Genomic DNA, 22,442 nt, shown 5'->3' with positions numbered 1-22,442 from the left:
TGGCCGGAGCTCGGTTGATGACCCTGCCTCGCCTCCCCTCGATGCGACTCGACGGCCGGCGCGCGCTGGTCATCGGCGCGGGGCGCGGCATCGGGCTGGCCGCCGCCGCCGCCCTGGCTGAGGTCGGCGCCCACGTCACGCTGATCGCCCGCACCGCCGACGAGATCACGGCAGCCGCCCAGCAGATCCGAGATGCCGGCGGCCAGGCCTCGGCACTGGTTTTGGACGTCACCGATCTCCCTGCCGTCCGCGCCGTCATCGGCGCCGCCGGCCCGTTCGAAATCCTGGTCAACAACGCGGGCACCAACCGACCTCGAAGCTTTCTGGCGGTAACCGAGGACGACTATGACGCGATCACCGACCTGAACCTGAGAGCCGCCTATTTCGTTGCCCAAACTGTGGCGCGTGGCATGGCCGCCGCCGGCAAGGCTGGGTCGATCATCCATATTTCGTCCCAGATGGGCCATGTCGGAGGCAGCGACCGCACCGTCTACTGCGTGACAAAGCACGGCATCGAAGGTCTGACCAAAGCCATGGCGATCGATCTGGCCCCGCTGGGCATTCGAGTGAATTCCATCGGTCCAACCTTTATCGACACGCCGTTGACCAGACCGTTCTTCGAGAACCAGACGTTTCGCGATGACGTTCTGTGCCGCATCAAGCTGGGGCGGCTGGGCACGGTCGAGGATCTGATGGGCGCGGTGGTGTTTCTGGCGAGCGACGCCGCGGCTTTGGTGACCGGTACCGCGCTTGTGGTGGATGGCGGATGGACGGCGGAATAGCAAAAGACGGCGGATCAGTCTGACTGGATTCGTAATGAAAATCGGCCCGGCACACCAAGGCCAATCCGCAAAGACCGCCAGACCGCCCGTGGGCATATTTACGCTGGGCCGGCGGCTTTCGATCCTTTGAGGACCATTTCGCCTGAATACATGCAAGTAAAACTCCGTGATCGGCATAATGACGTACCCGAATAGTCCTATTTGTGATCGATTTTGATACGCATTTGTCTTGCCGATAGCCGGCAAATTCCATCACGGTTCGGCCGGAGCTTTAAGGAAGTCGTCATGAAACCTGCACTTTTCGCTGCCATGATGGGAGCCGGATTGCTGCTGGCACCCGTCGCTTACGGGCAAACAGCATCGGTGACCGCCACTTGCAAGGATGGCACGAGCTTCTCCGGAACCACCCGCACCGGCGCCTGCCGCGGTCATAAGGGCGTCGCTTCTTGGGGCACCGCCGCGGCCACCCGGGCCGCGCCTGGCATGGCGCCTGCCGCCGCCCCGCCCACTCGGTCGGCTACAGCCGCACCCCCGCCCAGTGTTCCGGGCCGAACTTCCAACACCGCCTCGGCCAAGGTGGGTGGTCCCGGCCAAGTTTGGGTCAATAGTGCCAGCAAGGTCTACCACTGTCCGGGCGACCGCTATTACGGCAAAACAAAGTCCGGCGCGTTCATGACTCAGGCCGCCGCGACCGCGGCTGGCGATCACCCCAGCGGCGGCAAGGCCTGCCCCTCTTAAGGATCTGCTGACAGCGGCGGGCAGCCCAACGCCGCCTGCCGCAACCGCTGGACGCGTTCGCGCCACACTACGGGGTGGCCGAACCAGAAACGACTGACATCCCCGGGCCCGACCGTGGCGAAGTTGACAAGCCGAGCTCCGCCGCTTCTCCTCCTGGGAAACCAGGAGATCCGTTCGATGCCACGTCTGCACAATAAAATCGTGCTGATAACGGGCGCCGCGCGCGGCCAGGGGGCCGCGGAGGCGCGCCTGTTCGTCCGCGAGGGCGCACGCGTCGTCCTCACCGATGTGCTGGAAGCCCAAGGCCGTCAACTCGCTGAGGAACTGGGCAAGGACGCAGCCGTCTTCCTTCGTCACGACGTTGCCAGCGAAGCCGATTGGCGCCAGGCCGTCGCCGCCGCCGAGACCCTTGGCGGCCTGCACGGCCTGATCAACAACGCCGGCATCTATCAGCCGCGAACGCTGATGGAGACCGACGCAGCGCTATTCGAGCAGCACATGCGCATCAACCAGCTTGGCCCGTTCCTCGGCATGAAAGCGGTCGTGCCGCTGATGGAGCGTTGCGGCGGTGGCGCCATCGTCAACGTTTCCTCCGTCGCCGGCCTGCGCGGCTCACCCGGCGCGATCGCCTACAGCGCCACCAAATGGGCGCTTCGCGGCATGACCAAGGCCGCCGCCATCGATCTCGCGTCGCGCAAGATCCGGGTGAACTCGATCCACCCCGGCCCGATCGACACGCCGATGCTGGACGTTCGCACAAAGGAGCAGAACCAGCGACGCCTGCAAGCCGTGCCGATGCAGCGCATGGGCGCGCCCGAGGAAGTCGCCGACCTCGTGCTGTTCCTGATCTCCGACGAGAGCCGTTACATCACCGGTGCCGAGGTCGCGATCGACGGCGGCGCCACTTTGTAGGTCGTCCGAGCTTGCACTGAACCGACTATGACGATCCTTCAGAAGGCACCGCAATGACCGTCGAATTCATTGGCATGATTCATCACCGCGAGGCATCGGAGATTATCGCGCCACCCGCGGTCATCGTGGACCGCGGCTACATTCGCGACTTCGCGCAGGCTGCCGAGGGTGGAGGCTTCGATAAGGTTCTGGTCGGCTACTTTTCCGACGGGCCGGATGGTTTCCTGGTTGCCGCCGCCGCCGCCGCGCACACCGACCGGCTGGGTTTTCTGGTTGCCCACCGCCCAGGCTTCGTTGCTCCAACGCTGGCGGCCCGCAAGTTCGCCACGCTCGACCAGATCACCGGCGGTCGGGCGGCCATCCATGTCATCAGCGGCGGTGATGATACCGATCAGTTCCGCGACGGCGATACGCTCGCCAAGGAAGAGCGTTACGCTCGGACCGATGAATATGTCTCGATACTGAAGCGGATCTGGACCGAACCGGGCCCAACCGTCGATCACGACGGCCAGTTCTACCGCTTCGCCGGCGCGTCGACGGCGCAGCGCTGCGTGCAGCGGCCGCGTATACCGATCTACTTCGGCGGTGCCTCCGCTGCGGCAATCGCGGTCAGCGCGAAGCATGCCGACGTATACGCCTTGTGGGGTGAAACCCACGACCAGGTGCGCGAGATCACCGCCAGGCTGCGCGCCGAGGCGGCCAAGCACGATCGCACGGTCCGCGTCAGCCTTTCGCTCCGCCCAATTCTCGCCGCGACCGAGGATGAAGCCTGGGTCCGCGCCGAGTCGATCAAGCAACGTATTATCGAGCGTCGTGCCGCGGCGGGGTTGGGTCCCCGCAACCCCGCCAATGAGGGATCGAAACGCCTCCTGGCCGCCGCGGCAGGGGGCGAACGTCTCGACAAGCGGCTTTGGATGGGCGCCGCCCTGCTGACCGGCGCGAGCGGCAATTCCACCAGCCTGGTCGGCACGCCGCAACAGGTGGCCGAGGCACTTTGCGATTACTACGACCTGGGCGTTACTACTTTCCTGATCCGCGGCTTCAACCCATTGGCCGACAATATCGCTTATGGTCAGGATTTGCTGCCGCTGACCAGGCGGCTGATCGAGGAACGCACCGCCGCCCGCGCCGCGTGAACAGGTCATTCTTTCAAGCGACCGAAAGATGCCGTTTAATGTGACCAGAGGTGTCTCGAAGCCAACGAATTTTGTCTCTGGTGATTAATTGAACTTTAATCAATGATGCGCTGTGATGGGCGACCGCGATGTAATCACGGTCGCTCAAAGCTCGAACAGGGCGCCGATCCGGGACGAGAATTTGGCGATAGGGCAAATCAGGATGACGCTGAAGGCTGGTCTTGAACGGCGTTCCTTGTGGCGCGGCCTCGCTTCGGCCGGGCTGCTCGCCTGTCTCTCGGTCCCTGGTGTCGCCCAACCCAGGCTGCAAAGTCCGGCGGTTCCGGTGACGGTCACCAAGGCGGTCCGCGAGGATGTGCCGATCTGGCTGCATGGACTTGGCACGGTTCAGGCCCATTACGCTGTTCAGCTTCGTCCCCGCGTCGACGGAACGCTAACACGGGTGCCGGTCAAGGAAGGGCAGGAGGTCAAGCAGGGCGATCTGCTGGCGGTCATTGACCCACGGCCGTATCAGGCGGCCTTGGACTCGGCTGTTGCGAAGAAACAGCAAGATCAGGCCCAGCTTTCCAACGCACAGGCCGATCTTGCCCGCTACGCCTCCCTGGTGCGGCAGGATTTCGCCTCACACCAGCAGTATGACACCCAACAGGCGATGGTGAAGCAGTTCTCCGCGGCGCTGCTGGGCGACGATGCCCAGATCGAGACTGCTCAGCTCAATCTTAGCTTCTGCTACATGACCTCGCCGTTCGACGGTCGCATCGGTCTGCGCAACGTCGATCCAGGCAACATCGTGCATTCGGCCGAGGCAACCCCGATCATTTCGGTGACCCAGATCCGTCCGATCAACGTCACCTTCACCCTGCCGCAGGACAATCTGCCGCAGATCATGCAGGCGATGGCGAAACACCCGCTCGACGTTGTGGTCTACGCCAGCGATAACGCAACCGAGCTCGGCCGTGGCATTCTACTGACACCGGACAACACGATCGATACCACAACAGGAACGATCAAGCTGAAGGCGAAATTCCCCAACGACCGGCAAACGCTTTGGCCGGGTCAGTTCGTCAACGCCAGGTTGCGGTTGGGAACCCAAACCAATGTAATGACGGTCGCGGCGACCGCGGTGCAGCATGGGCCCGCGGGTCTCTTCGTCTATCAGGTTGGTCAGAACGATGTCGTAACGGTTGAGCCGATCCAGGTGGGCCGCCAGGAAGCCGACCTTTATGTCGTCTCCGCTGGGCTCGCCGAGGGTGCGGTTGTCGTCGCATCCGGTCAGTCGCGGCTGCAGGCCGGTGCCCATGTCACGGTCCGAGAAGCCCAGGCCGCTCCTGCCCGGGCCGCGCCCGCCAAGTCCGGTAGCTGATCGAGCGGCGGGGGACGGATCGCCACAATGAGCATCTCGACCCCGTTCATCCGAAGACCGATCGCCACATCGCTGCTGACGGCCGCCCTCGTGCTGATCGGCCTCGCCGCCTACCCGTTCCTGCCGGTGGCGCCGTTGCCGCGGGTGGAATTCCCCACCATCACGGTGACCGCCAACTACCCTGGCGCCAGCCCGGAAACCATGGCCGCCACGGTGGCGCAGCCGCTGGAGAAGCAATTCGCCCAGATCCCGGGCATGGCGCAACTCACATCGGTCAACGTCTTGGGTCAGTCACAGGTCATTTTGCAATTCGACCTCGACCGCAACATCGACGCCGCCGCCGGCGACGTGCAGGCCGCGATCAACGCGGCCAGCGGCCAGTTGCCGAAAAACCTTCCGTCCAATCCAACCTATCGTAAGGTCAACCCGTCCGATTCGCCGATCGTGATCCTGTCGGTCCAATCCGACGAGGTGCCGCTGATCAAGGTGGACGACTATGCCGACGTGGTGCTGTCGCAGCAGTTGTCCCAAATCGCCGGCGTGTCGCAGGTGCTGATCGGCGGCGAGCAAAAGCGCGCCGTGCGGGTGCAGGTCGATCCCGCGAAGCTGGCCGCGATGGGCCTGACGCTGGAGGACGCTCGCGGTGTCCTGGTCAACACCACCGTCGACTCGCCGAAAGGCACCATCAACACCGCGCGCCAGTCGTTCGCCGTCTACGACAATGATCAGCTCACCACGGCGGCGCAGTACGACGATGTCATCCTGGCCTGGCGCAACGGCGCGCCGGTGCGGGTGCGCGATATCGGCCGGGCGATCGACGGTCCGGAAAACAATCTTCTCGCCGGCTGGCAAAACGGCAAGCGGGGGATCCTGCTTGTGGTGTTCAAGCAGCCCGGCGCCAATGTCATCGACACGGTGGACGCCATCAAGGCTGCGCTGCCGCACCTGGAAGCCTCGATTCCGCCATCGGTGCACGTCAGCGTCATAATGGATCGGACGCAGACCATCCGAGCCTCGGTCGCGGACGTGCAGTTTACCTTGATCCTCTCGGTTGCCCTGGTGGTGATGGTCATCTTCCTGTTTCTGCGCAGCCTGTGGGCGACGATCATCCCATCTGTGACTGTGCCGGTGGCGCTGATCTGCACCTTCGCGGCGATGTACCTGTTCGGCTACAGCGTGGACAATCTGTCGCTAATGGCGCTGACCATCGCGGTCGGGTTTGTGGTGGACGATGCCATCGTCATGCTCGAGAACATCTTCCGCCATATCGAGCACGGCATGGACCCGATGGACGCCGCCTTGAAGGGTGCGGCGGAAATCGGCTTCACCATCATCTCGATCAGCTTTTCGCTGGTCGCGGTGTTCATTCCGCTGCTGCTGATGGGCGGCATCGTCGGTCGTCTGTTCCGCGAATTCGCCATGACGATCACTATCGCGGTGATGCTGTCGGCGTTCATCTCGCTGACCCTTACGCCGATGATGTGCTCCCGCTTCCTGCGTCATCACAGCGGCCAGCACAATTGGGCCTACCGGCTGATCGAGGGCTTTTTCGACGCCCTGATCGCGTTCTATCGCCGCACGCTCGATATCGCGCTGCGATTCCGTTTCATCACCCTGCTGGTGTTTCTGGCGACCGCGTCGCTGACGATCTACCTTTACATCATCATCCCCAAGGGATTTTTTCCGGCTCAGGACACGGGCGTGGCGTTCGGTGTCACCGAGGGGTCACAGGATATCTCGTTCCAGCAGATGTCGCGGATTCAGCAGAAGCTGAACGACATTGTCGCCGCCGATCCGGACACCGCGGCCTACGGAGCGACAGTCGGGGCCGGCGTCGGCGGCCAAACCGGCAACAACGGGCGTATCTACATCGCGCTGAAACCCTGGGATCAGCGGGTCGGCGGGTCCGTCCAGCAATACATCGCGCGCCTGCGGCCGAAATTCGCCGCGGTGTCGGGCGGCGCGGCCTTCCTGCAGGCCGCCCAGGACATTCGCGTCGGTGGCCGGCTGACCAAGACCGAATTTCAATACACGCTGCAGGACGCCGACTTCGACGAGTTGTTCAAATGGTCGCCCAAGGTTCTCGCCAGGCTGCAAAGCTTGCCGATGCTGCGCGACGTGACCAGCGATCAGCAGACCGGGGGCACCACGGTTACGCTGACGATCGATCGCGACAAGGCAGCCAGGTTCGGAGTGCAACCACAGGTGATCGACGACACGATCTACGACGCTTTCGGGCAGCGACAGATCACCCAGTACTTCAGCCAGGTGAACTCCTATCACTTGATCCTGGAAGCGATGCCCGGCCAGGTGTCCGACGTGCAGACGCTCGATAAGCTGTATGTCCATTCGACCACCGGTCAGTCGGTGCCGATTTCGTCATTCGCCAAATGGTCGACCGCGCCGGTGCAACCACTTTCCATCAGCCATCAGAGCCAGTTCCCGGCGGTGACGATCTCGTTCAATTTGGCGCAGGGTGTCGCGCTCGGGCAGGCGGTGGATGCGATCAACACCGCGATGCGCGACATGGGTACGCCGGTGACGCTGCAAAGTTCTTTCCAGGGCACCGCGCAGGCGTTCCAGTCGTCGCTGTCCAGCCAGCCGTATCTGATCGCCGCCGCGCTGATCACCGTCTACATCATCCTGGGCATCCTGTATGAGAGCTACATCCTGCCGCTGACCATTCTATCGACCTTGCCGTCGGCCGGTGTCGGCGCGCTCCTGATGCTGATGCTTTTCCACTACGAGCTCACCGTTATCGCGCTGATCGGCATCATCCTGCTGATCGGCATCGTCAAGAAAAACGGCATCATGATGGTCGATTTCGCCATCAACGCCGAGCGACGTGATGGCGTCGCGCCGCTTGCCGCGATCCGTCAGGCGTGTTTGTTACGCTTTCGCCCGATCTTCATGACCACGATGGCCGCGATGCTCGCCGGCATCCCGCTGATGCTCGGCACCGGCGCTGGATCGGAGCTGCGCCGGCCGCTTGGCTTCGCCATGGTCGGCGGTCTGGCGCTGAGCCAGATACTCACGCTCTACACGACGCCGGTGATCTATCTCTACCTCGACAGGCTGCAGCATTGGTTGTCGCCGCGCCGGTCGCGGATGCCGGCCTTGGCTGCCAAGATGGGCGCCGAGGCAGACTGATCGGCTCCAGAATGCAGGGAACCGCTCGGCAATCCAACTCGCGCCCAAACGGCCTGCCGGCTGATATCGCAACTGGTGGGCGCGACAGGGATTGAACCTGTGACCCCTACCGTGTCAAGGTAGTGCTCTCCCGCTGAGCTACGCGCCCGTTTCACCAGGTAGCGGCCTGTTTAGCGTGCGCCGCGACCGCTCCGCAAGGTCGGACGCGTAGCAGAAGAAGCACCCGACCCATGCATCTTATCGCCATCGGAAGGCTGCGCGGCGGCCCTGAATGCGAATTGTTCGAGCGCTACAACACCCGGCTTCGGCCACGCATCTCGGTCACCGAAATGCCCCAAGAGCGCGGCTCGGCTCTGGTCATCAAGCGCAAGGAAGCGGCTGGATTACTCAATGCCGTGCCGAAGCAAGGTTTCGTCGTCGCCCTGGACCTTGGCGGTGAGGCCTTGGCCAGCCAAGCGTTTGCTCAACATCTGGACCAGTGGTCCCGACTTGCCCGAGCGGTCTGTTTCCTGATCGGCGGAGCCGAGGGCTTGGACGCCTCAGTCCTCCGTCAAGCCGATTACATCCTGTCGCTTGGCGTAATGACCTGGCCACATTTCCTGGTTCGGGCGATGCTGGCTGAACAACTCTATCGTGCCCAATCAATCCTGCGCGGTCACCCGTATCACCGCGACGGCCGCCCGTCGGAGTGATCCCCGGGCTGGCAAACGGTGCTTGCATCAACCCGCGAGTCGCGCCATGTCAGCAACATGGCGTCTGAGCGATTGCCCCGGCGGTCTAAACGGCGGCTATGCCGGGGATGGTTGGCCGCCAAGTAAGGCGTGGAGGACATATGGGTAGCTTCAGCATCTGGCACTGGCTGATCGTGCTGGCGGTGATTCTTGTGCTGTTCGGTGGCGGCAACAAGGTCAGCGGGTTGATGGGCGACTTCGCCAAGGGCATTAAGTCCTTCAAGAAAAACATGGCGGAGCCCGATGATGCGTCGATGGAGGAAACCGCGTCCAAGCCCAACGGATCGCTGGCGGGCCCGGGCACGCAGACCACGACCAGTAACCGCGAGCCAACGACGACACATTCCTAGAAAAAGCACAGGTGGGCCCAATTCGGCCCCGGTGCCCGGCTTGCGCCAAAACTTATCGTAATCTAAGGCGTCGGTAATCACCGCGCGAGCGTTAGACGCGCGACACGGCTTTGAGCCGTGGCGGTAAAAAAGGTGCCCCGAGGCTGATGACTCAAGCTCTTAGAAAACCAAATCCTTCGGTTGCGACGGCGCGACTGGTTCCCGCCGTCTCGCTGGACCAGGCATCGATAGTGGAGGCATACCGGCGCTGGGCCGGCGTCTACGACACCGTGTTCGGCGGGATTTCTTCGAAAGGTCGGCTGCGCGCGGTCGCGCTGGCGAACCGATTGCCTGGCAAAGACGTGCTTGAAGTCGGTGTCGGAACAGGTCTGGCCTTGCCGCATTACAATCCGGATAAGCGGATCACCGGCATCGATCTGTCCAAGGAGATGCTGCGCAAGGCACGAGAGCGCACGCGCAAGGACGACCTCGCCAACGTCGAGGCACTGCATGAAATGGATGCCGAGGCGACAGCCTTCGCGGATGCGTCCTTCGATACAGCTGTCGGCATGTTCGTGGCTTCGGTCGTACCAAATCCAAAGCGTCTGCTGGCCGAGTTGCGCCGCCTGGTTCGGCCCGGCGGCGATATCCTGCTGATCAATCATTTTGCCGCGGCCAAGGGACCAAGGTGGTGGCTCGAGCGCGCCATGGCACCAGGCTCACGCGCACTTGGCTGGCATCCGGATTTTGCCATGGATGCGATCTTCTCCGCCGAGGACTTGGCGCGGATCGAGGCTGACCCGGTGCCTCCCTTCGGGATTTTTACGCTGGTCCGACTGAAGGTTTAGCGGCCCGGGACCGATGCTATCTTCTGTCCGATTGGCGCCAATCCGGATGAACGTGCGGTAAGGTGCGTGCTGGACCTTGATCTTGACCGTCGCGTCCGCTAGCGAAGCCCCAATGACCGGATATCGTGTGTCCCGCCCCCAAAATTCGCCGCGCGATCCGAAGGACGCGGCGGTTGAGCAGGCCAGCGAAGCCAAGGAAACACAGCCACGTGACGAGCTCGCCAGATATGGCGAATGCGAGGCTCGGCATACCGATGCCGGGATTTAACAGATGGCCCGCGGGGCGAGTTGGGGTGGTCAATCGATGCGGTTGTTAAAGTGGATCCTGACGGTTGCGGCTGGGTGGAGTTTCACCGTGTCGGCGGTGCCCCTCGCCTGGGCTCAAGGTGTGGTCGGCGCACCCCGCCCCTGGGAAATGGGAATGCAGCGCTCGTTCAGTCCGATCAAGGATCGGGAGATTCGACTGAACGATCTGGTGCTGGTGATGATCACCGTGATCACGCTACTCGTTGGCGGCCTCCTGGTCTGGGTCATGATCCGCTACAACTCCAAGCGAAACCCGGTTCCCAGCCAGACCAGCCACAACACGGTCCTGGAGATTGCCTGGACGGTGATCCCGGTGCTGGTGCTGGTGATCATGGCGATCCCATCGTTCAGGCTGATCTACTACCAGGACCGCACTCCGGACCCTGACATGACCATCAAGGTCACCGGCCACCAATGGTATTGGGAATACACCTACCCGGACCAGGGCAACCTCGACATTGAGAGCCGCTACGTCCCCGACGAGGATCTCAAACCGGGGCAACCGCGACTGCTCACCGTAGACAATCAAATGGTCATACCGGTGAACAAGAAGATCCGCGTCCTGACCACCAGCGGGGATGTGATCCACAGCTTCTTCATCCCGGCCTTCGGTGTGCAGCGCTACGCGATTCCTGGCCGTACCATCGAAACCTGGATGGAGGCGGACAAGATCGGTACCTTCTACGGCGAGTGCAACCAGATCTGCGGACTGGATCACAGCCGCATGCCGATCTCGGTGCGCGCGGTGTCCGAGGCCGATTTCAAAAGCTGGGTCGAACAGACAAAAAAATCTGCCGCCGCCCAGCAACTGCCGAAAGTGGCCTCAAGGTGATCCCGGCCGTAACTGGCTTCCGGAGCCTTGGAATGGATCCCGGCCGCTCCATTTGCGTTGCGCATACCCCGGAACTAGCGCGGATTACTTGAACGGTGAGTGATACCACATCTGCATCGATCTTGGCTGAGGAGCGCGGGCTAACGGCTCTATCCTCCTCTTTGCCCCATGCAGCCGAGGTTGAGCTTGAAGCCGACTATCGTGATTGGATCGCGCTGCTGAAGCCGCGTGTCCTGTCCCTTGTCGTGTTCTCGGGCGCGATCGGGCTGCTGGTGGCACCAGGACATCTGAACCCGGTGATAGCGTTTACCGCGATCCTTTGCATCACCGTCGCCGCCGGCGCCTGCGGCGTGATCAACATGTGGTATGACCGCGATATCGATGCGATCATGCGGCGGACTCGCAACCGCCCGATTCCGGCGGGGCGCATCCAGCCCGGCCCCGCGCTGGGCTTCGGCGTCACCCTGGCCGTCGGTTCCGTGCTGGTGATGGGTCTCGCGGTAAACATTCCGGCGGCGCTGATCCTGGCGCTGTCGATTTGCTTCTACGTCTTCGTCTACACAATGTGGCTGAAACGGCGCACACCGCAGAACATCGTCATCGGCGGCGCAGCCGGAGCGTTCCCCCCGGTGATCGGCTGGGCCGCGGTCACCGGATCGGTCGATCTGATCCCGCTTGTCCTGTTCGGCATCGTGTTCATCTGGACGCCGCCGCATTTCTGGTCGCTCGCGCTTTGGGCGAACGAGGATTATCAGCGCGCCGGCGTGCCGATGCTGCCGGTGGTCGCTGGCGCTCGGGAAACCCGCCGGCAGATCCTGCTGTATACCATCGTCCTAGTGCCGCTGACGCTGGTCCCGGTCGCAATGGGGTTCAGTGGCCTGTTTTATGGCTTAGCCGCCGGCCTGCTGGATCTGGTGTTTCTGCAACGCGTAGTGCGCGTGATGCTTGATCGGCAGGACGCGCAGGGCAACAGCCTGACCGGGGATGCCCCAGCCAAGGCCGCATTCAAATATTCGGTGCTGTATCTGTTCGCGCTGTTCGGGGCGCTGGCGATCGATCGGCTGGTCGGATAGGCGATGGACGCGGAAAGCCATTTGCCCGTCAGACCACTCAACGCCGAGGCGAAACGTCGGCGCCGCGGACGCAGCTTGGCCATCCTGGTCGTGCTGTTGAGTCTTTGCGGGCTGTTTTACGCGATCACCATTGTCAAAATGGCGCATTTCTGAATGACCCGCGGCCAGCGCAACGGTGTCCTCGCGTGGATCCTGGCCGCGACGGCGGTCGGCATGGTCGGCATGTCATTTGCCGCGATCCCGCTCTACCGGCTGTTCTGTGCCGCCACCGGATATGGCGGCACGCCCAGCATTGGGTTGGCGGCGGCTCCGGGTTCCAGCGGCCAGTCGATCCGGGTGCGCTTCAATGCCGATGTCAATCCAGGCCTGCCATGGACCTTCGCGCCGGATCAGCCTGAGGTGTCGCTCGATCTCGGCGAGCAGCAGGTCGCCTTCTACCACGCTGTCAACCAGTCCAGCCTGCCGATCACCGGCCGGGCGCTTTACAACGTAACCCCCGACAAGGTTGGAAAATACTTCCACAAGACAGCGTGCTTCTGCTTCAATCAGCAAACCCTGTCGCCTGATCAAAAGATGGAATTTCCCGTCAGTTTCTGGGTCGATCCGGCGATACGCACCGATCCCAACACAGCCGACGTCAAGGTAATCACTCTGTCCTACACGTTCTTTCATTCCCTGGGGGACGCGGCAAAATCCGGAGCCCTCGCCAAGGCGGGACCGCATGTCGGACCAATGCCGGCGGCGGAGCTTTCGGCAGCTGAACACAAGGAATCTTCGCAGACGAATTGACGCCGCGCGGAGCAGGCCTCGTCCCTCTTGAACTGGGTGGCGATTTGGCGATTATGCGGCGGCCGTGTCGGGGCGGTTTCCCCCGGAGGTGTTGGTATGGGTATGGCATGAACAGCGACGCGCAAGCAGCACCAGTCCTCGCTCAAACCGGTTCGGTGACGACGACACCCGGTTCGCTGACGACTGGTTTGAAGCAACCCTATCACCTGCCGAACCCCAGCCCGTGGCCGATCATCGGCGCCCTCGGCGGGTTCATGACGGTGTTCGGCATCGTCCTGGCGGCGCATTTCGGCAACTACGTGGTCCTCGTGCTGGGCGTGCTCACCGTGCTGACGACGATGTTCTTCTGGTGGCGCCAGGTGATCCTGGAGAGCCGCACTCCCGGCGCCCACAGTCCCATCGTGCGGCTCAGCCTTCGCTACGGCATGACGATTTTCATCGGCAGCGAGGTGATGTTCTTCGTCGGTTTCTTCTGGTCCTATTTCAACTTCCTGTTGTTCCCCGGTACCCAGGGCAACGGCCAGACGGTCTGGCCGCCGACAAATGTCCATACCTTCGACCCGTTCCATCTGCCGTTTCTGAACACCATGATCCTGCTTCTGTCGGGCACCACCGTGACCTGGGCCCACCACAGCCTGCTGGAGGGCAACCGCCGGGATCTGGTCCGCGGTCTTGGCCTGACCATCCTGCTGGGCATGAGCTTCACCCTGTGTCAGGTGATCGAGTATTCGCATGCCCCGTTCGCGTTCAACGGCGGCGGCGTCTATTCATCGGTATTTTTCCTGGCGACCGGCTTCCACGGTTTCCACGTCATCGTCGGTACCTGTTTCCTGATCGTCTGCTGGTTTCGAGCCAGGGCCGGGCAGTTCACCCCGGAACGACATTTCGGCTTCGAGGCCGCCGCGTGGTACTGGCACTTCGTCGACGTCGTGTGGCTGTTCCTCTTCATCTGCATCTACTGGTATGGCGCGGGACAGATCGCGGCCGAGTAGCACGGTTTGGCCGAACCCCGGATTTCGATCCTTCAGGCGGCTTTGCGCTGCCGCTGTCCACGCTGCGGGGAAGGCAAGGTGTTCGACGGCCTGCTGACCCTGCAAGAGGCCTGTCCGGTCTGCGGGCTGGAGTTCGGCGGATCGGACACCGGCGATGCCGGGGCAGTCGTCGTTATCATGATTTTGGGAGCAATCGTCGTCATCCTCGCTTTCTGGGTCGAATTCCGCTTTGACCCCCCGCTATGGGTGCATGTGATCCTGTGGCCGGCGGTGACCATCCCGTTATCGATACTGATCACCCGCCCGGTCAAGGCCGCGCTCGTCGCCGCTCAGTTTCGCACCCGGCGGAAAGAGATGGGATTGTGACATCGGCTCGAAGCCGGTTTCTTATTCCCACCCTGACCACCCTGATCATGCTGGCCATCCTGGTGGGGCTGGGAACCTGGCAGATCTACCGGCTGCACTGGAAGCAAGGCATCCTGAAACAGATCGCCGCGTCCGAGGCCGCACCCCCGGCTCCGCTGACCCCGGACCCGGCGTCCTACGCCAAGGTCTCCGCGACTGGCCGCTTCCGCTTCGACCTCGCGGTGCAATTCGGCGCCGACGTGCGTGACACCAATACCGGCCCCACCATGGGTACCTATCAGATCGTCCCATTGCAGCGCGACGGCGCCCCAACCGTGCTGGTCGATCGCGGCTGGGTCCCGCAACAGAGCGCAACCGCGGTCGATGATCCAACCGGCGTAGTCAGCGTCACCGGATATGTCCGCCCAGGCGATACACAGCACTGGTTCAGTCCGACCGACGATACGGCGTCGCGCCAATTCTACACGCTGGATCCGGCGGCCATCGGCGCGGCGGTGGGCGTTCGCAACGTGCTGCCGTTTACCCTGGTGGCGCTGGGACCGGCAAACGGCGCGTCCTATCCGGCGCCGGCACAACATCTCCCTCGGCCGCCAAACAACCATCTGTCCTACGTAATCACCTGGTATGGCCTGGCGGTGGCACTGGTGGTCATATTCGGGGCCTGGGTTCGAAAGGCGCAACGGTCATGACCCCTCCTTCCGCCTACCAACGTCTGGCCGCCCGGTTCAAGCTGATCGCCACGATCGGCGAATGTGCCTCCATGCTTGGATGGGACGCCGCCGCGGTCATGCCCCCGGGAGGCGGCGCGGCACGCGGTGACCAACTCGCTGCCCTGGCGGTATTGCGCCATCAGCACCTGACCGCGCCCGAAATCGAGGCGGACCTCGCCGCCGCCGAAACCACCGATCCCTGGCAGGCAGCCGATCTCCGCTTGATGCGCCACGAATATGCTCGCGCCAAGGCAGTGCCGGCGGATTTGGTAGAGGCGCGGGCCAAGGCCGACTCGGATTGCGAAAAGGTCTGGCGGATAGCCCGCAAGAACGCCGACTTCGCCTTCGTTCGACCGCATCTGACAGAAGTAGTGCGGCTGACCCGCGAAGCCGCAGCGGCGCTGTCCGACGCGCTGGGTGTAAGCCCATACGACGCCTTGATGGACGGCTACCAGCAGGGTATCGGTGCCGATGACGTGGCTCCGGTGTTTGCCGCCTACGAAGACTTCCTAAGCACCGCGCTGCCGGCGGTCGAGCAACGCCAGGCCCGCTACAAGGTGCCGACGCTCCCGCCGGGACCGTTCCCGATCGAGGCTCAAGCCGCGCTGTGCCGCGACCTCGTCCAGCGTCTCGGGCTTGACTTCGAACATGCCCGCCTCGATCAGTCCGCGCATCCGTTTTCCGGCGGCACGCCATCGGACGTCCGCATCACCACCCGCTATCTCGAAGACGATTTCACCTCCGCCGTTCTCGCCGTCGTGCACGAGACCGGCCACGCTTTGTACGAGCGTGGTCTGCCCGCGGCGTATGCGCGCCTGCCGGTCGGCGAGGCGGCGGGAATGGCTACGCACGAAAGCCAGTCGCTGATCGTCGAGATGCAGGCCGTCCGCTCCAGTGCCTTCCTCGGGTGGCTCGGCCCCCGTCTGCACGATGCGTTCGGCGGCGCGCCGGACCCGTATCGGCTCGAGAACCTGGCGTGGCTCTGGCGCCACGTGCAGCGCAGCACGATCCGCGTCGATGCGGACGAAATGACCTACCCGGCGCATGTCATCCTGCGCTTCCGCCTGGAGCAGGCAATGATCGCCGGTGATCTTGCCGTCGCCGACCTGCCCGAAGCCTGGAACGCCGGCCTGCACGCGCTGCTCGGGATCACCCCTTCGAACGATGCAGAGGGCTGCCTGCAGGACATCCACTGGTACGACGGCGCGTTCGGCTACTTCCCAAGCTACACCCTGGGCGCGATGGCGGCCGCGCAACTGATGCAGGCGGCCCGCGAGCAGATTCCCGATCTGGATCAAGCGTTCGGCCGCGGTGACCTCTCACCGCTGCTCGGCTGGCTGAGGGTTCACGTCCATGGCGTCGGAAGCCGCCTCGGCTTCAACGACATCCTGGCGCAAGCTACCGGCCGCAAGTTGGATCCGCTCGCGTTCCAGACGCACCTGCGCCGTCGATACCTGGACGGTGCCGACTGAAGCAAGACGCGTTCAATACCCGAGCGGCTCCGCCTCAACGGGTTGCCAACGTCCGTGCTTGACGACGCACAGGAACGACTGGTTCGAGCCCTGGTGCTTCGTCGGACTGAACGAGATCGCAGGCGAGCCGAAGATGTCATGGTAGTCCTTGATGGCTTCCATGCTGGCGATGAAACTGTCGGTGGTCAGTCCCTTGCCCGCGTTCTTCAGCGCCAGTGCAACCACCTCCGCTCCGGTGAAGCCGATCTGGGCTGCGAAATTCGGCTCCTTGCCAAATTCCTTGCGATACGTGGCGGTAAACGCCTTGACCTTCGGGTCCGTCGAGGTTTCCGCGACGAACAGCATCGGCGTCATGGCGTAAAAACCGTCGGTCACCTCGCCCGGCACGCCCGAAACCGCCTCGTCATAGGCCGCGGCGGCTCCCATCGTGTCGACGTTCCAGCCGGTCTTACGCACCGCCCCTATGATCTGCACCGAATCGCGCACGATCGTGCCCAGCACCAGCAGATCGCAACCGGCGTCGTGCATGCGGGCGACCGAGGCGCTGAAGTCGGTGTCGGTCGGCCTGTGCAGCGTCGCGCCGGTCAGCGTCATGTCCTGGGCCTTGAGTTGGTCCCGGACACCGTCGGTGATATCACGCCCGAAATCGGTATCCTGTGCCATCGTGCAGACCCGCTTCTTGCCGCGCTGCTCGATGAAATACTTCAGCCCGGCACGAACCTGGTCGTAGTACGACGAGCCAAGGCCGAATTTCAGGTGGTTCAGCGGCTCGTACATCGACCTGGCCGAGGTCAACGGGAAGATGTTGGCGACGCCCTTGGCAATCTGCTCGGGCATGACGGCGTTGTTCATCGGCGTGCCGGCATTGGCCACCATGATGAACACATGATCGCGGTTGATCAGCTTGTTCGCCGCCTGAACCGACCTCGGCACCTGATACTGGTTGTCCTCGACGATGTATTTGATCTTGCGGCCGTTGATGCCGCCATCAGCATTGACTTGATCGAACACCATCCGCCAGGAGTTGGAGTTGTTGACGCCCCACATCGCCGATACGCCGGACAGATCGGTATAGGTTCCAATCACGATCTCGGACCCGCTTACCCCCTGCGTCGGTTCTGCCGCCGCCGCGGGCAGCGCGAACGCCAGAGCCATAGCCAGGATTGATTTGATCATTTCCCCCCCCGGTTCGCCGCGTCGCGGCGTTTATGCGTAAGCGTTCTGCATCAAGGCCTGATAGCGCTCATCCACGGGGCTCGATCCGACTGCTGGGTCATCCACCCGTTGGATCGAGATGCCGAGGCTCCGGGCCCAGTCCAGCGCCGCTGCATCCACTGTTGTTCCGCCGACGTAAGCGAGCCACAAATTCTTCAGGCCAAACTCCCGCCGCACCGCGCGCAGGATCAGGAGGTCGGCCAGGCGCGCCATTGGGCCGCCGGCCCGGCCGGCTCGCAATGCCCAGCCATACATGACACGCTGGGCATGCGTGGCAACCTTGGCGCGCTCGGTCGCCAGCCGGTGGAGATGATCCCACACCGAGGCGTCGGCGCCGAGCACCGTCGGCTGCAACTCTTGCAGGTTTTCCAGGACGGTGTCGGGACCTTCAGGATAGTTGCTTATGCAACCGCTCTCTAGCGCCAGATACAGCCCCCAGACCCGCTCGGTTATGTCTGCCAGTCGCAGCACCGCCAGACGTTCGTCATGCATTTGTAGTGGCACCCGAGCGCGAGCGGATTCGATCATGTGAATGAGGTCGCCATGGGTGAGGGTTCGTCCCATGCCGAGACCGTCGCCGCGGGGAAATTGAATGACCGCGGGCTGATCCGGTTCGATCGTGCGGATCGCCGCGCCCCAGTCGTGTCCGCCGCCAGCGGCCATGAAGTCAGCCAGACTGACGCACGTGTCATCGGAGAAATCACGCAAGCCCTTCATGTCGAACACCACGATCCGCGACAGCGCCGGACAGCGGTTGCGGATCGACAGCAGCTTGTCGAGCTGTTCCTCGTTCTCGACGAACGCCAGGCGGCTACCGCTGGAGGACAGCAGATGACAAACCCGGTCGGGATCGTCGTCTGGATCGATCGCGACGCTGGCGGCGCCGCAGCCCAAAATCGCCAGGTCGGCGTAGGCCGCCTCGGGACGTGTTTCCGACACGATCGCCACCACGTCGCCGCGGGCAAAATCCGCCGCCAGCAGGGCGCGGCCGATCTCTCGCACCTTGCTGTCGAGTTGCGCCCAGGACACCATCTTCCAGATCCCGCGATCCTTGATCCGCAAGATCGTTGCACCGGGATGCGACTTCGCCCGCTCTGAAATCAGCGCGGGAACGGAACTCAGCGGCTGTTTCATCGTCAGTTCCACAACCGTTTCTTCCTCCAGCGGCGCGTGCCCCGGGCGCCGGCCTCTTTCTGGCCCAAGTAGAATTCCTGGATATCGGAACGCTGCATCAGCTTCGCGCAATCATCCGCCGCGACGATCCGCCCGACCTCCAGCACGTAGCCGAAATCGGCGATCTGCAATGCGATATGGGCGTTCTGCTCCACCAGCAGGATGGCCACGTTTTGCTCGCGGTTGATCCGGCGGACGATTCCGAAGATCTGCTGTACCAGCAACGGCGACAGCCCCAGCGACGGCTCGTCCAGCAACAGCAGTTTCGGGCTGCCCATCAGTGCTCGGCTGATCGCCAGCATCTGCTGTTCGCCACCCGACAGCAGCCCAGCACGCTGACTCTCGCGCTCCTTCAGGCGAGGGAAATAATCGAAGCAAAGCGCTATGTCGCGCGCTACTCCGGCCGAGTCATGGCGCGTATAGGCACCCATATCGAGATTTTCGCGCACCGTCAGGAACGGGAAGATCTCGCGCCCCTCCGGCACATGACAAATGCCAAGACGCATCACCTGGTCCGGCGGCATGCGAGCGATATCGCGGCCCTCAAACATCACGCGACCTCGTTCCGGATCCAGAACGCCGGAGATCGTTCGCAGCACGCTGGTTTTTCCCGCCCCATTGGCGCCCAGCACGGTTACGATCTGACCCTGGTCCACATCCAGCGACACGCCGCGGATCGCCTGAATCGGGCCGTAGAACGTCTCGATGGAATCGACCCGCAACAAGGTTTCGGTCATGCCGCCACCTCCCCGCCCAGGTAGGCCTTTACCACCTCCGGATGGGTCTGCACCTCGAGCGGCGTGCCCATCGCCAGCACCTTGCCGTAGTTCAGCGCCATCACCCGGTCCGATACCTGGTTCACCAGCGCCATGTCGTGCTCGACCATGATGACGGTGATTCCCAGGTCCTTCTTGATGTCCTCGACCCAGAACCCCATGCCCTCGGTCTCCTCGACATTCAGCCCCGAGGACGGCTCATCCAGCAGCAGCAGCTTCGGCTCGATGCACAGCGCGCGACCCAATTCCACCACCTTGCGAACCCCGTAGGGCAGGTTGGCGATCAACGTGTTGCGGTAGCGCTGCAAGCCAAGGAAGGCGATGACATCCTCCACCTTCTCGCGATGCGCCAGTTCGGCGCGCCGAACCGACGGCAGGAACGCCAGCTGTGAGACGAAACCGACCCGCGAGTGACAATGCCGCCCGATCAGCAGGTTCTGCAGCAGCGTGGCGTTGGGGAACAACTCGATGTTCTGGAAGGTTCGCGCGATCCCGAGGCTAGCGATCCGCCAGGACGGCGTGAGGGTGATGTCCTTGTCCTCGAAGCTCAGCTTGCCCGATGTCGCGTTGTAGATCCGGCTGATCAGGTTGAAGATCGTCGTCTTGCCGGCACCGTTCGGCCCGATGATCGAAAACACCTCGCCCTTGCGCACATCGAAGCTGACCGAATCGACCGCCCGGATTCCGCCGAACCGCACCGAGATGTCCTCGGCCTGGAACAGGATCATCTCAGCCGCTCCGACCTGGCGTAGGCTTTCTGCCGGCGAAAGCTGGCCTGCCGCTGGAACGGAAACGCCTGGAACCAGGTCTTCATCTTCAGCCACATGCCATTCAGCCCGCCCGGCTGGAACAGGATCACCAATACCAGCACCAGGCCGAACAACGACGGCTCCAGGCCCGGCATCCGGCCGATACCGAACGGCAGGTCGTCGCGCACGATGGCGATCAACTGCGGCAACAGCCGCACGAACATCGCACCTAGAATGGCCCCGCGCAGCGACCCCAGGCCGCCGACGAAAACGATGGTCACGAACTGCACCGAAAGCAGCACGTCGAACGAATCGGGCGCCAGATAGCGGACGTAATGCGCGAACAAAGCGCCCGCCAGCCCGGTCATTCCCGCACTGATCGCGAACACCAGCGTCTTGTACCGCGCCAGATGGATCCCCATGCTCTGCGCCGACACCTCGCTGTCGCGGATCGCGACCATGGCGCGCCCGGCGGGTGATCGCAGCAGGTTGGCCGATACCCAAAGCACGAACACCAACACCGCCAACGACACGTAGTAGATGCCCGTCGCACCCCCGACGGCGATGCCGAATATGGTCGGCGTCGGCACCGCGAAGCCGTCGAAGCCGCCGGTCACCGCGGTCCACTTCTGCAGCACCGTGCCGACGATGCTGCCGAACGCCAAGGTCGCGATCGCCAAGTATAGCCCGCTCATGCGCAAGGTCGGGCGGCCGATCGCGGCGCCGCAAACCGCGGCAAACAACCCAGCCGCTGGCAAGGTCAGCAGGAACGGCACGCCCCTCGCCAGCAGCACCGCGTTGACGTAGGCGCCGATGCCCAGGAACGCGGCGTGCCCCAGGCTGATCAACCCGGTGTAGCCGACCAGCAGCATCAATCCGACGCCGGCAATGGCGAAGATGAACACCGCGCCCAGTTCGCCGATATAGAACTCACCCAGCAACCCCGGAGCGGCCAGCACCAGCAGCATCAGCAGGCTGTACCAGAACCGGTCGCCGTTATGGCGGAATAATCCGAGATCCTGCTGATACTGGGTACGGAACAGATACCGCATCTGTCAGACCCGCTTGCCCATGCGTTCCGCGAACAGCCCTTGCGGTCGGATGAACAGCATCAGCAGCAACACGACGTTGGAGGTCACCTCCTGGAACCCGGCCGGCAGCTTGTAGCCGGCGAATTGTTCGGTGATGCCGACGATGACCCCGCCGACCAAACAACCCGGAATGCTGCCGAAGCCGCCGATCACCGCCGCGGCGAAGGCCTTGATGCCGAGAAAACCCATGTTCACGTCGATCATCGAAACCGGCGACAGCAGGATACCGGCCAGGCACGCGACGCCCGCGCTGATCGCCCAGATCAACGAAAAGATCGTCCGCACCGGGATACCCATGTAATAGGCGGCGAGCTGATTCTGCGACGCCGCCTGCATCGCCACGCCGATGCGTGTCTTGCTGAAAAACAGATACAAAACGGCACACAGAAGCAGCGTGCCGACGATGATCGACAGGTTGTCCTGGCCCAGAATCAGGCCGTCAACATTGACGGTCTTGTTGGTGAATGGCGTGTCGAAGCCGACCGAGTCGTAGCCCCAGGTGATGCCGGCCACGGCGCGAAAGATGTAGCCGAGGCCCAGGGTCAGCATCACCACGGCAAACTGCGGCTGACCGATGACTCGTCGGATGATCAGCGCGTCCAGCGCATAGCCAAAAGCAGCGGTAATCAGGATGGCGAGCAGGCCGCCGACCCAGTATGGCAGATGCCAGTTGGCGATCAGGCTGAACGCGACGAAGCCGCCCAGCATCATGATATCGCCCTGGGCGAAGTTCACCATCTCGGTCGCTTTGTAGATCAGCACGAAGCCAAGGGCGATCAGCCCGTAGATACATCCGGACGCCGCACCGTTGACGATAAGTTGCAAAATACGTGCAGCGTCGTGCACTGACCCAGCCCTCCCGGCCCGTGGGCCAGCGGGCCCTCATTCATGAATTAGCTGCAAGGATAG

23 protein-coding genes and 1 tRNA gene are annotated in these 22,442 nt (G+C 63.1%); 17 read left to right on the top strand and 7 right to left on the bottom strand.

The window, feature by feature from the left end; all coding sequences use genetic code 11:
* The first annotated feature begins 17 nt into the window (after positions 1-17).
* The 6 genes from ACQY4Y_RS06865 (at position 18) to ACQY4Y_RS06840 (ending at position 8,081) form a co-directional block, all read left to right on the top strand.
* Positions 18-782 carry an SDR family NAD(P)-dependent oxidoreductase gene (locus ACQY4Y_RS06865; protein WP_428489805.1) on the top strand — a complete coding sequence of 255 codons (765 nt, stop codon included), beginning with the start codon at positions 18-20 and terminating at the stop codon, positions 780-782.
* 285 nt (positions 783-1,067) lie between these two features.
* Positions 1,068-1,520, top strand: a complete 453-nt coding sequence (locus ACQY4Y_RS06860) for a hypothetical protein (protein WP_428489804.1) — start codon at positions 1,068-1,070, stop codon at positions 1,518-1,520.
* Between the two features lie 177 nt (positions 1,521-1,697).
* On the top strand, positions 1,698-2,432 hold the full coding sequence (locus tag ACQY4Y_RS06855; protein WP_428489803.1) for an SDR family NAD(P)-dependent oxidoreductase: 735 nt from the start codon (positions 1,698-1,700) through the stop codon (positions 2,430-2,432).
* 53 nt (positions 2,433-2,485) lie between these two features.
* Entirely contained in the window at positions 2,486-3,568 is a 1,083-nt protein-coding gene (locus ACQY4Y_RS06850) for an LLM class flavin-dependent oxidoreductase (RefSeq protein WP_428489802.1), read from the top strand.
* Positions 3,569-3,770: 202 nt separating this feature from the next.
* Positions 3,771-4,931 carry an efflux RND transporter periplasmic adaptor subunit gene (locus ACQY4Y_RS06845; protein ID WP_428489801.1) on the top strand — a complete coding sequence of 387 codons (1,161 nt, stop codon included), beginning with the start codon at positions 3,771-3,773 and terminating at the stop codon, positions 4,929-4,931.
* Between the two features lie 27 nt (positions 4,932-4,958).
* Complete coding sequence (locus ACQY4Y_RS06840) at positions 4,959-8,081, top strand: multidrug efflux RND transporter permease subunit (protein WP_428489800.1); 3,123 nt, start codon at positions 4,959-4,961, stop codon at positions 8,079-8,081.
* Between the two features lie 73 nt (positions 8,082-8,154).
* On the opposite strand, the gene ACQY4Y_RS06835 is transcribed toward ACQY4Y_RS06840, so the two are convergent.
* A tRNA-Val gene (locus ACQY4Y_RS06835) sits at positions 8,155-8,229 on the bottom strand.
* 82 nt (positions 8,230-8,311) lie between these two features.
* On the opposite strand from ACQY4Y_RS06835, the gene ACQY4Y_RS06830 reads away from it, so the two are divergent.
* From ACQY4Y_RS06830 to ACQY4Y_RS06780, 11 genes are all read left to right on the top strand, one after another.
* Positions 8,312-8,773: a 23S rRNA (pseudouridine(1915)-N(3))-methyltransferase RlmH gene (locus ACQY4Y_RS06830; protein WP_428489799.1), complete on the top strand. Its 462-nt coding sequence runs from the start codon at positions 8,312-8,314 to the stop codon at positions 8,771-8,773.
* A gap of 140 nt (positions 8,774-8,913) precedes the next feature.
* Positions 8,914-9,162 carry a twin-arginine translocase TatA/TatE family subunit gene (locus ACQY4Y_RS06825; protein ID WP_428489798.1) on the top strand — a complete coding sequence of 83 codons (249 nt, stop codon included), beginning with the start codon at positions 8,914-8,916 and terminating at the stop codon, positions 9,160-9,162.
* A gap of 146 nt (positions 9,163-9,308) precedes the next feature.
* A complete protein-coding gene (locus ACQY4Y_RS06820) occupies positions 9,309-9,989 on the top strand; it encodes a class I SAM-dependent methyltransferase (RefSeq protein WP_428489797.1) in 681 nt (226 codons plus the stop codon).
* Between the two features lie 304 nt (positions 9,990-10,293).
* Entirely contained in the window at positions 10,294-11,127 is an 834-nt protein-coding gene (coxB, locus tag ACQY4Y_RS06815) for a cytochrome c oxidase subunit II (RefSeq protein WP_428489796.1), read from the top strand.
* Positions 11,128-11,249: 122 nt separating this feature from the next.
* Complete coding sequence (locus ACQY4Y_RS06810; RefSeq protein WP_428490749.1) at positions 11,250-12,200, top strand: heme o synthase; 951 nt, start codon at positions 11,250-11,252, stop codon at positions 12,198-12,200.
* A gap of 3 nt (positions 12,201-12,203) precedes the next feature.
* Positions 12,204-12,353, top strand: coding sequence for a hypothetical protein (locus ACQY4Y_RS06805; protein ID WP_428489795.1), 150 nt, complete (start codon positions 12,204-12,206; stop codon positions 12,351-12,353).
* Positions 12,354-12,989, top strand: coding sequence for a cytochrome c oxidase assembly protein (locus tag ACQY4Y_RS06800; protein ID WP_428489794.1), 636 nt, complete (start codon positions 12,354-12,356; stop codon positions 12,987-12,989).
* A 107-nt stretch (positions 12,990-13,096) separates the two neighbouring features.
* Positions 13,097-13,981, top strand: a complete 885-nt coding sequence (locus tag ACQY4Y_RS06795; protein WP_428489793.1) for a cytochrome c oxidase subunit 3 — start codon at positions 13,097-13,099, stop codon at positions 13,979-13,981.
* A gap of 78 nt (positions 13,982-14,059) precedes the next feature.
* The gene (locus tag ACQY4Y_RS06790) at positions 14,060-14,347 is read left to right on the top strand and encodes a DUF983 domain-containing protein (RefSeq protein WP_428489792.1); all 288 of its coding nucleotides are present in this window, start codon (positions 14,060-14,062) and stop codon (positions 14,345-14,347) included.
* Complete coding sequence (locus ACQY4Y_RS06785) at positions 14,344-15,036, top strand: SURF1 family protein (RefSeq protein ID WP_428489791.1); 693 nt, start codon at positions 14,344-14,346, stop codon at positions 15,034-15,036. The genes ACQY4Y_RS06790 and ACQY4Y_RS06785 overlap by 4 nt, the downstream gene beginning before the upstream one ends.
* Complete coding sequence (locus ACQY4Y_RS06780) at positions 15,033-16,529, top strand: carboxypeptidase M32 (protein ID WP_428489790.1); 1,497 nt, start codon at positions 15,033-15,035, stop codon at positions 16,527-16,529. The genes ACQY4Y_RS06785 and ACQY4Y_RS06780 overlap by 4 nt, the downstream gene beginning before the upstream one ends.
* A 12-nt stretch (positions 16,530-16,541) precedes the next feature.
* Here the strand turns inward: ACQY4Y_RS06780 and ACQY4Y_RS06775 are convergent, their stop codons facing one another.
* The 6 genes from ACQY4Y_RS06775 to ACQY4Y_RS06750 are packed head-to-tail and all read right to left on the bottom strand — an operon-like array spanning position 16,542 to position 22,379.
* Entirely contained in the window at positions 16,542-17,705 is a 1,164-nt protein-coding gene (locus ACQY4Y_RS06775) for an ABC transporter substrate-binding protein (protein ID WP_428489789.1), read from the bottom strand.
* A 30-nt stretch (positions 17,706-17,735) separates the two neighbouring features.
* Complete coding sequence (locus ACQY4Y_RS06770) at positions 17,736-18,878, bottom strand: AMP-binding protein (RefSeq protein WP_428489788.1); 1,143 nt, start codon at positions 18,876-18,878, stop codon at positions 17,736-17,738.
* A 2-nt stretch (positions 18,879-18,880) separates the two neighbouring features.
* A complete protein-coding gene (locus ACQY4Y_RS06765) occupies positions 18,881-19,654 on the bottom strand; it encodes an ABC transporter ATP-binding protein (protein ID WP_428489787.1) in 774 nt (257 codons plus the stop codon).
* On the bottom strand, positions 19,651-20,421 hold the full coding sequence (locus ACQY4Y_RS06760) for an ABC transporter ATP-binding protein (RefSeq protein WP_428489786.1): 771 nt from the start codon (positions 20,419-20,421) through the stop codon (positions 19,651-19,653). The genes ACQY4Y_RS06765 and ACQY4Y_RS06760 overlap by 4 nt, the downstream gene beginning before the upstream one ends.
* Positions 20,418-21,494 (bottom strand): branched-chain amino acid ABC transporter permease, encoded by a 1,077-nt coding sequence (locus ACQY4Y_RS06755; RefSeq protein WP_428489785.1) that lies wholly within the window; start codon positions 21,492-21,494, stop codon positions 20,418-20,420. The genes ACQY4Y_RS06760 and ACQY4Y_RS06755 overlap by 4 nt, the downstream gene beginning before the upstream one ends.
* A 3-nt stretch (positions 21,495-21,497) precedes the next feature.
* Entirely contained in the window at positions 21,498-22,379 is an 882-nt protein-coding gene (locus ACQY4Y_RS06750) for a branched-chain amino acid ABC transporter permease (RefSeq protein WP_428489784.1), read from the bottom strand.
* Between the last annotated feature and the right edge of the window lie 63 nt (positions 22,380-22,442).

Source organism: Rhodopila sp., from assembly GCF_965277165.1.
Taxonomy (GTDB): domain Bacteria; phylum Pseudomonadota; class Alphaproteobacteria; order Acetobacterales; family Acetobacteraceae; genus Rhodopila.
This window is presented reverse-complemented; position numbering and strand designations above follow the sequence as displayed.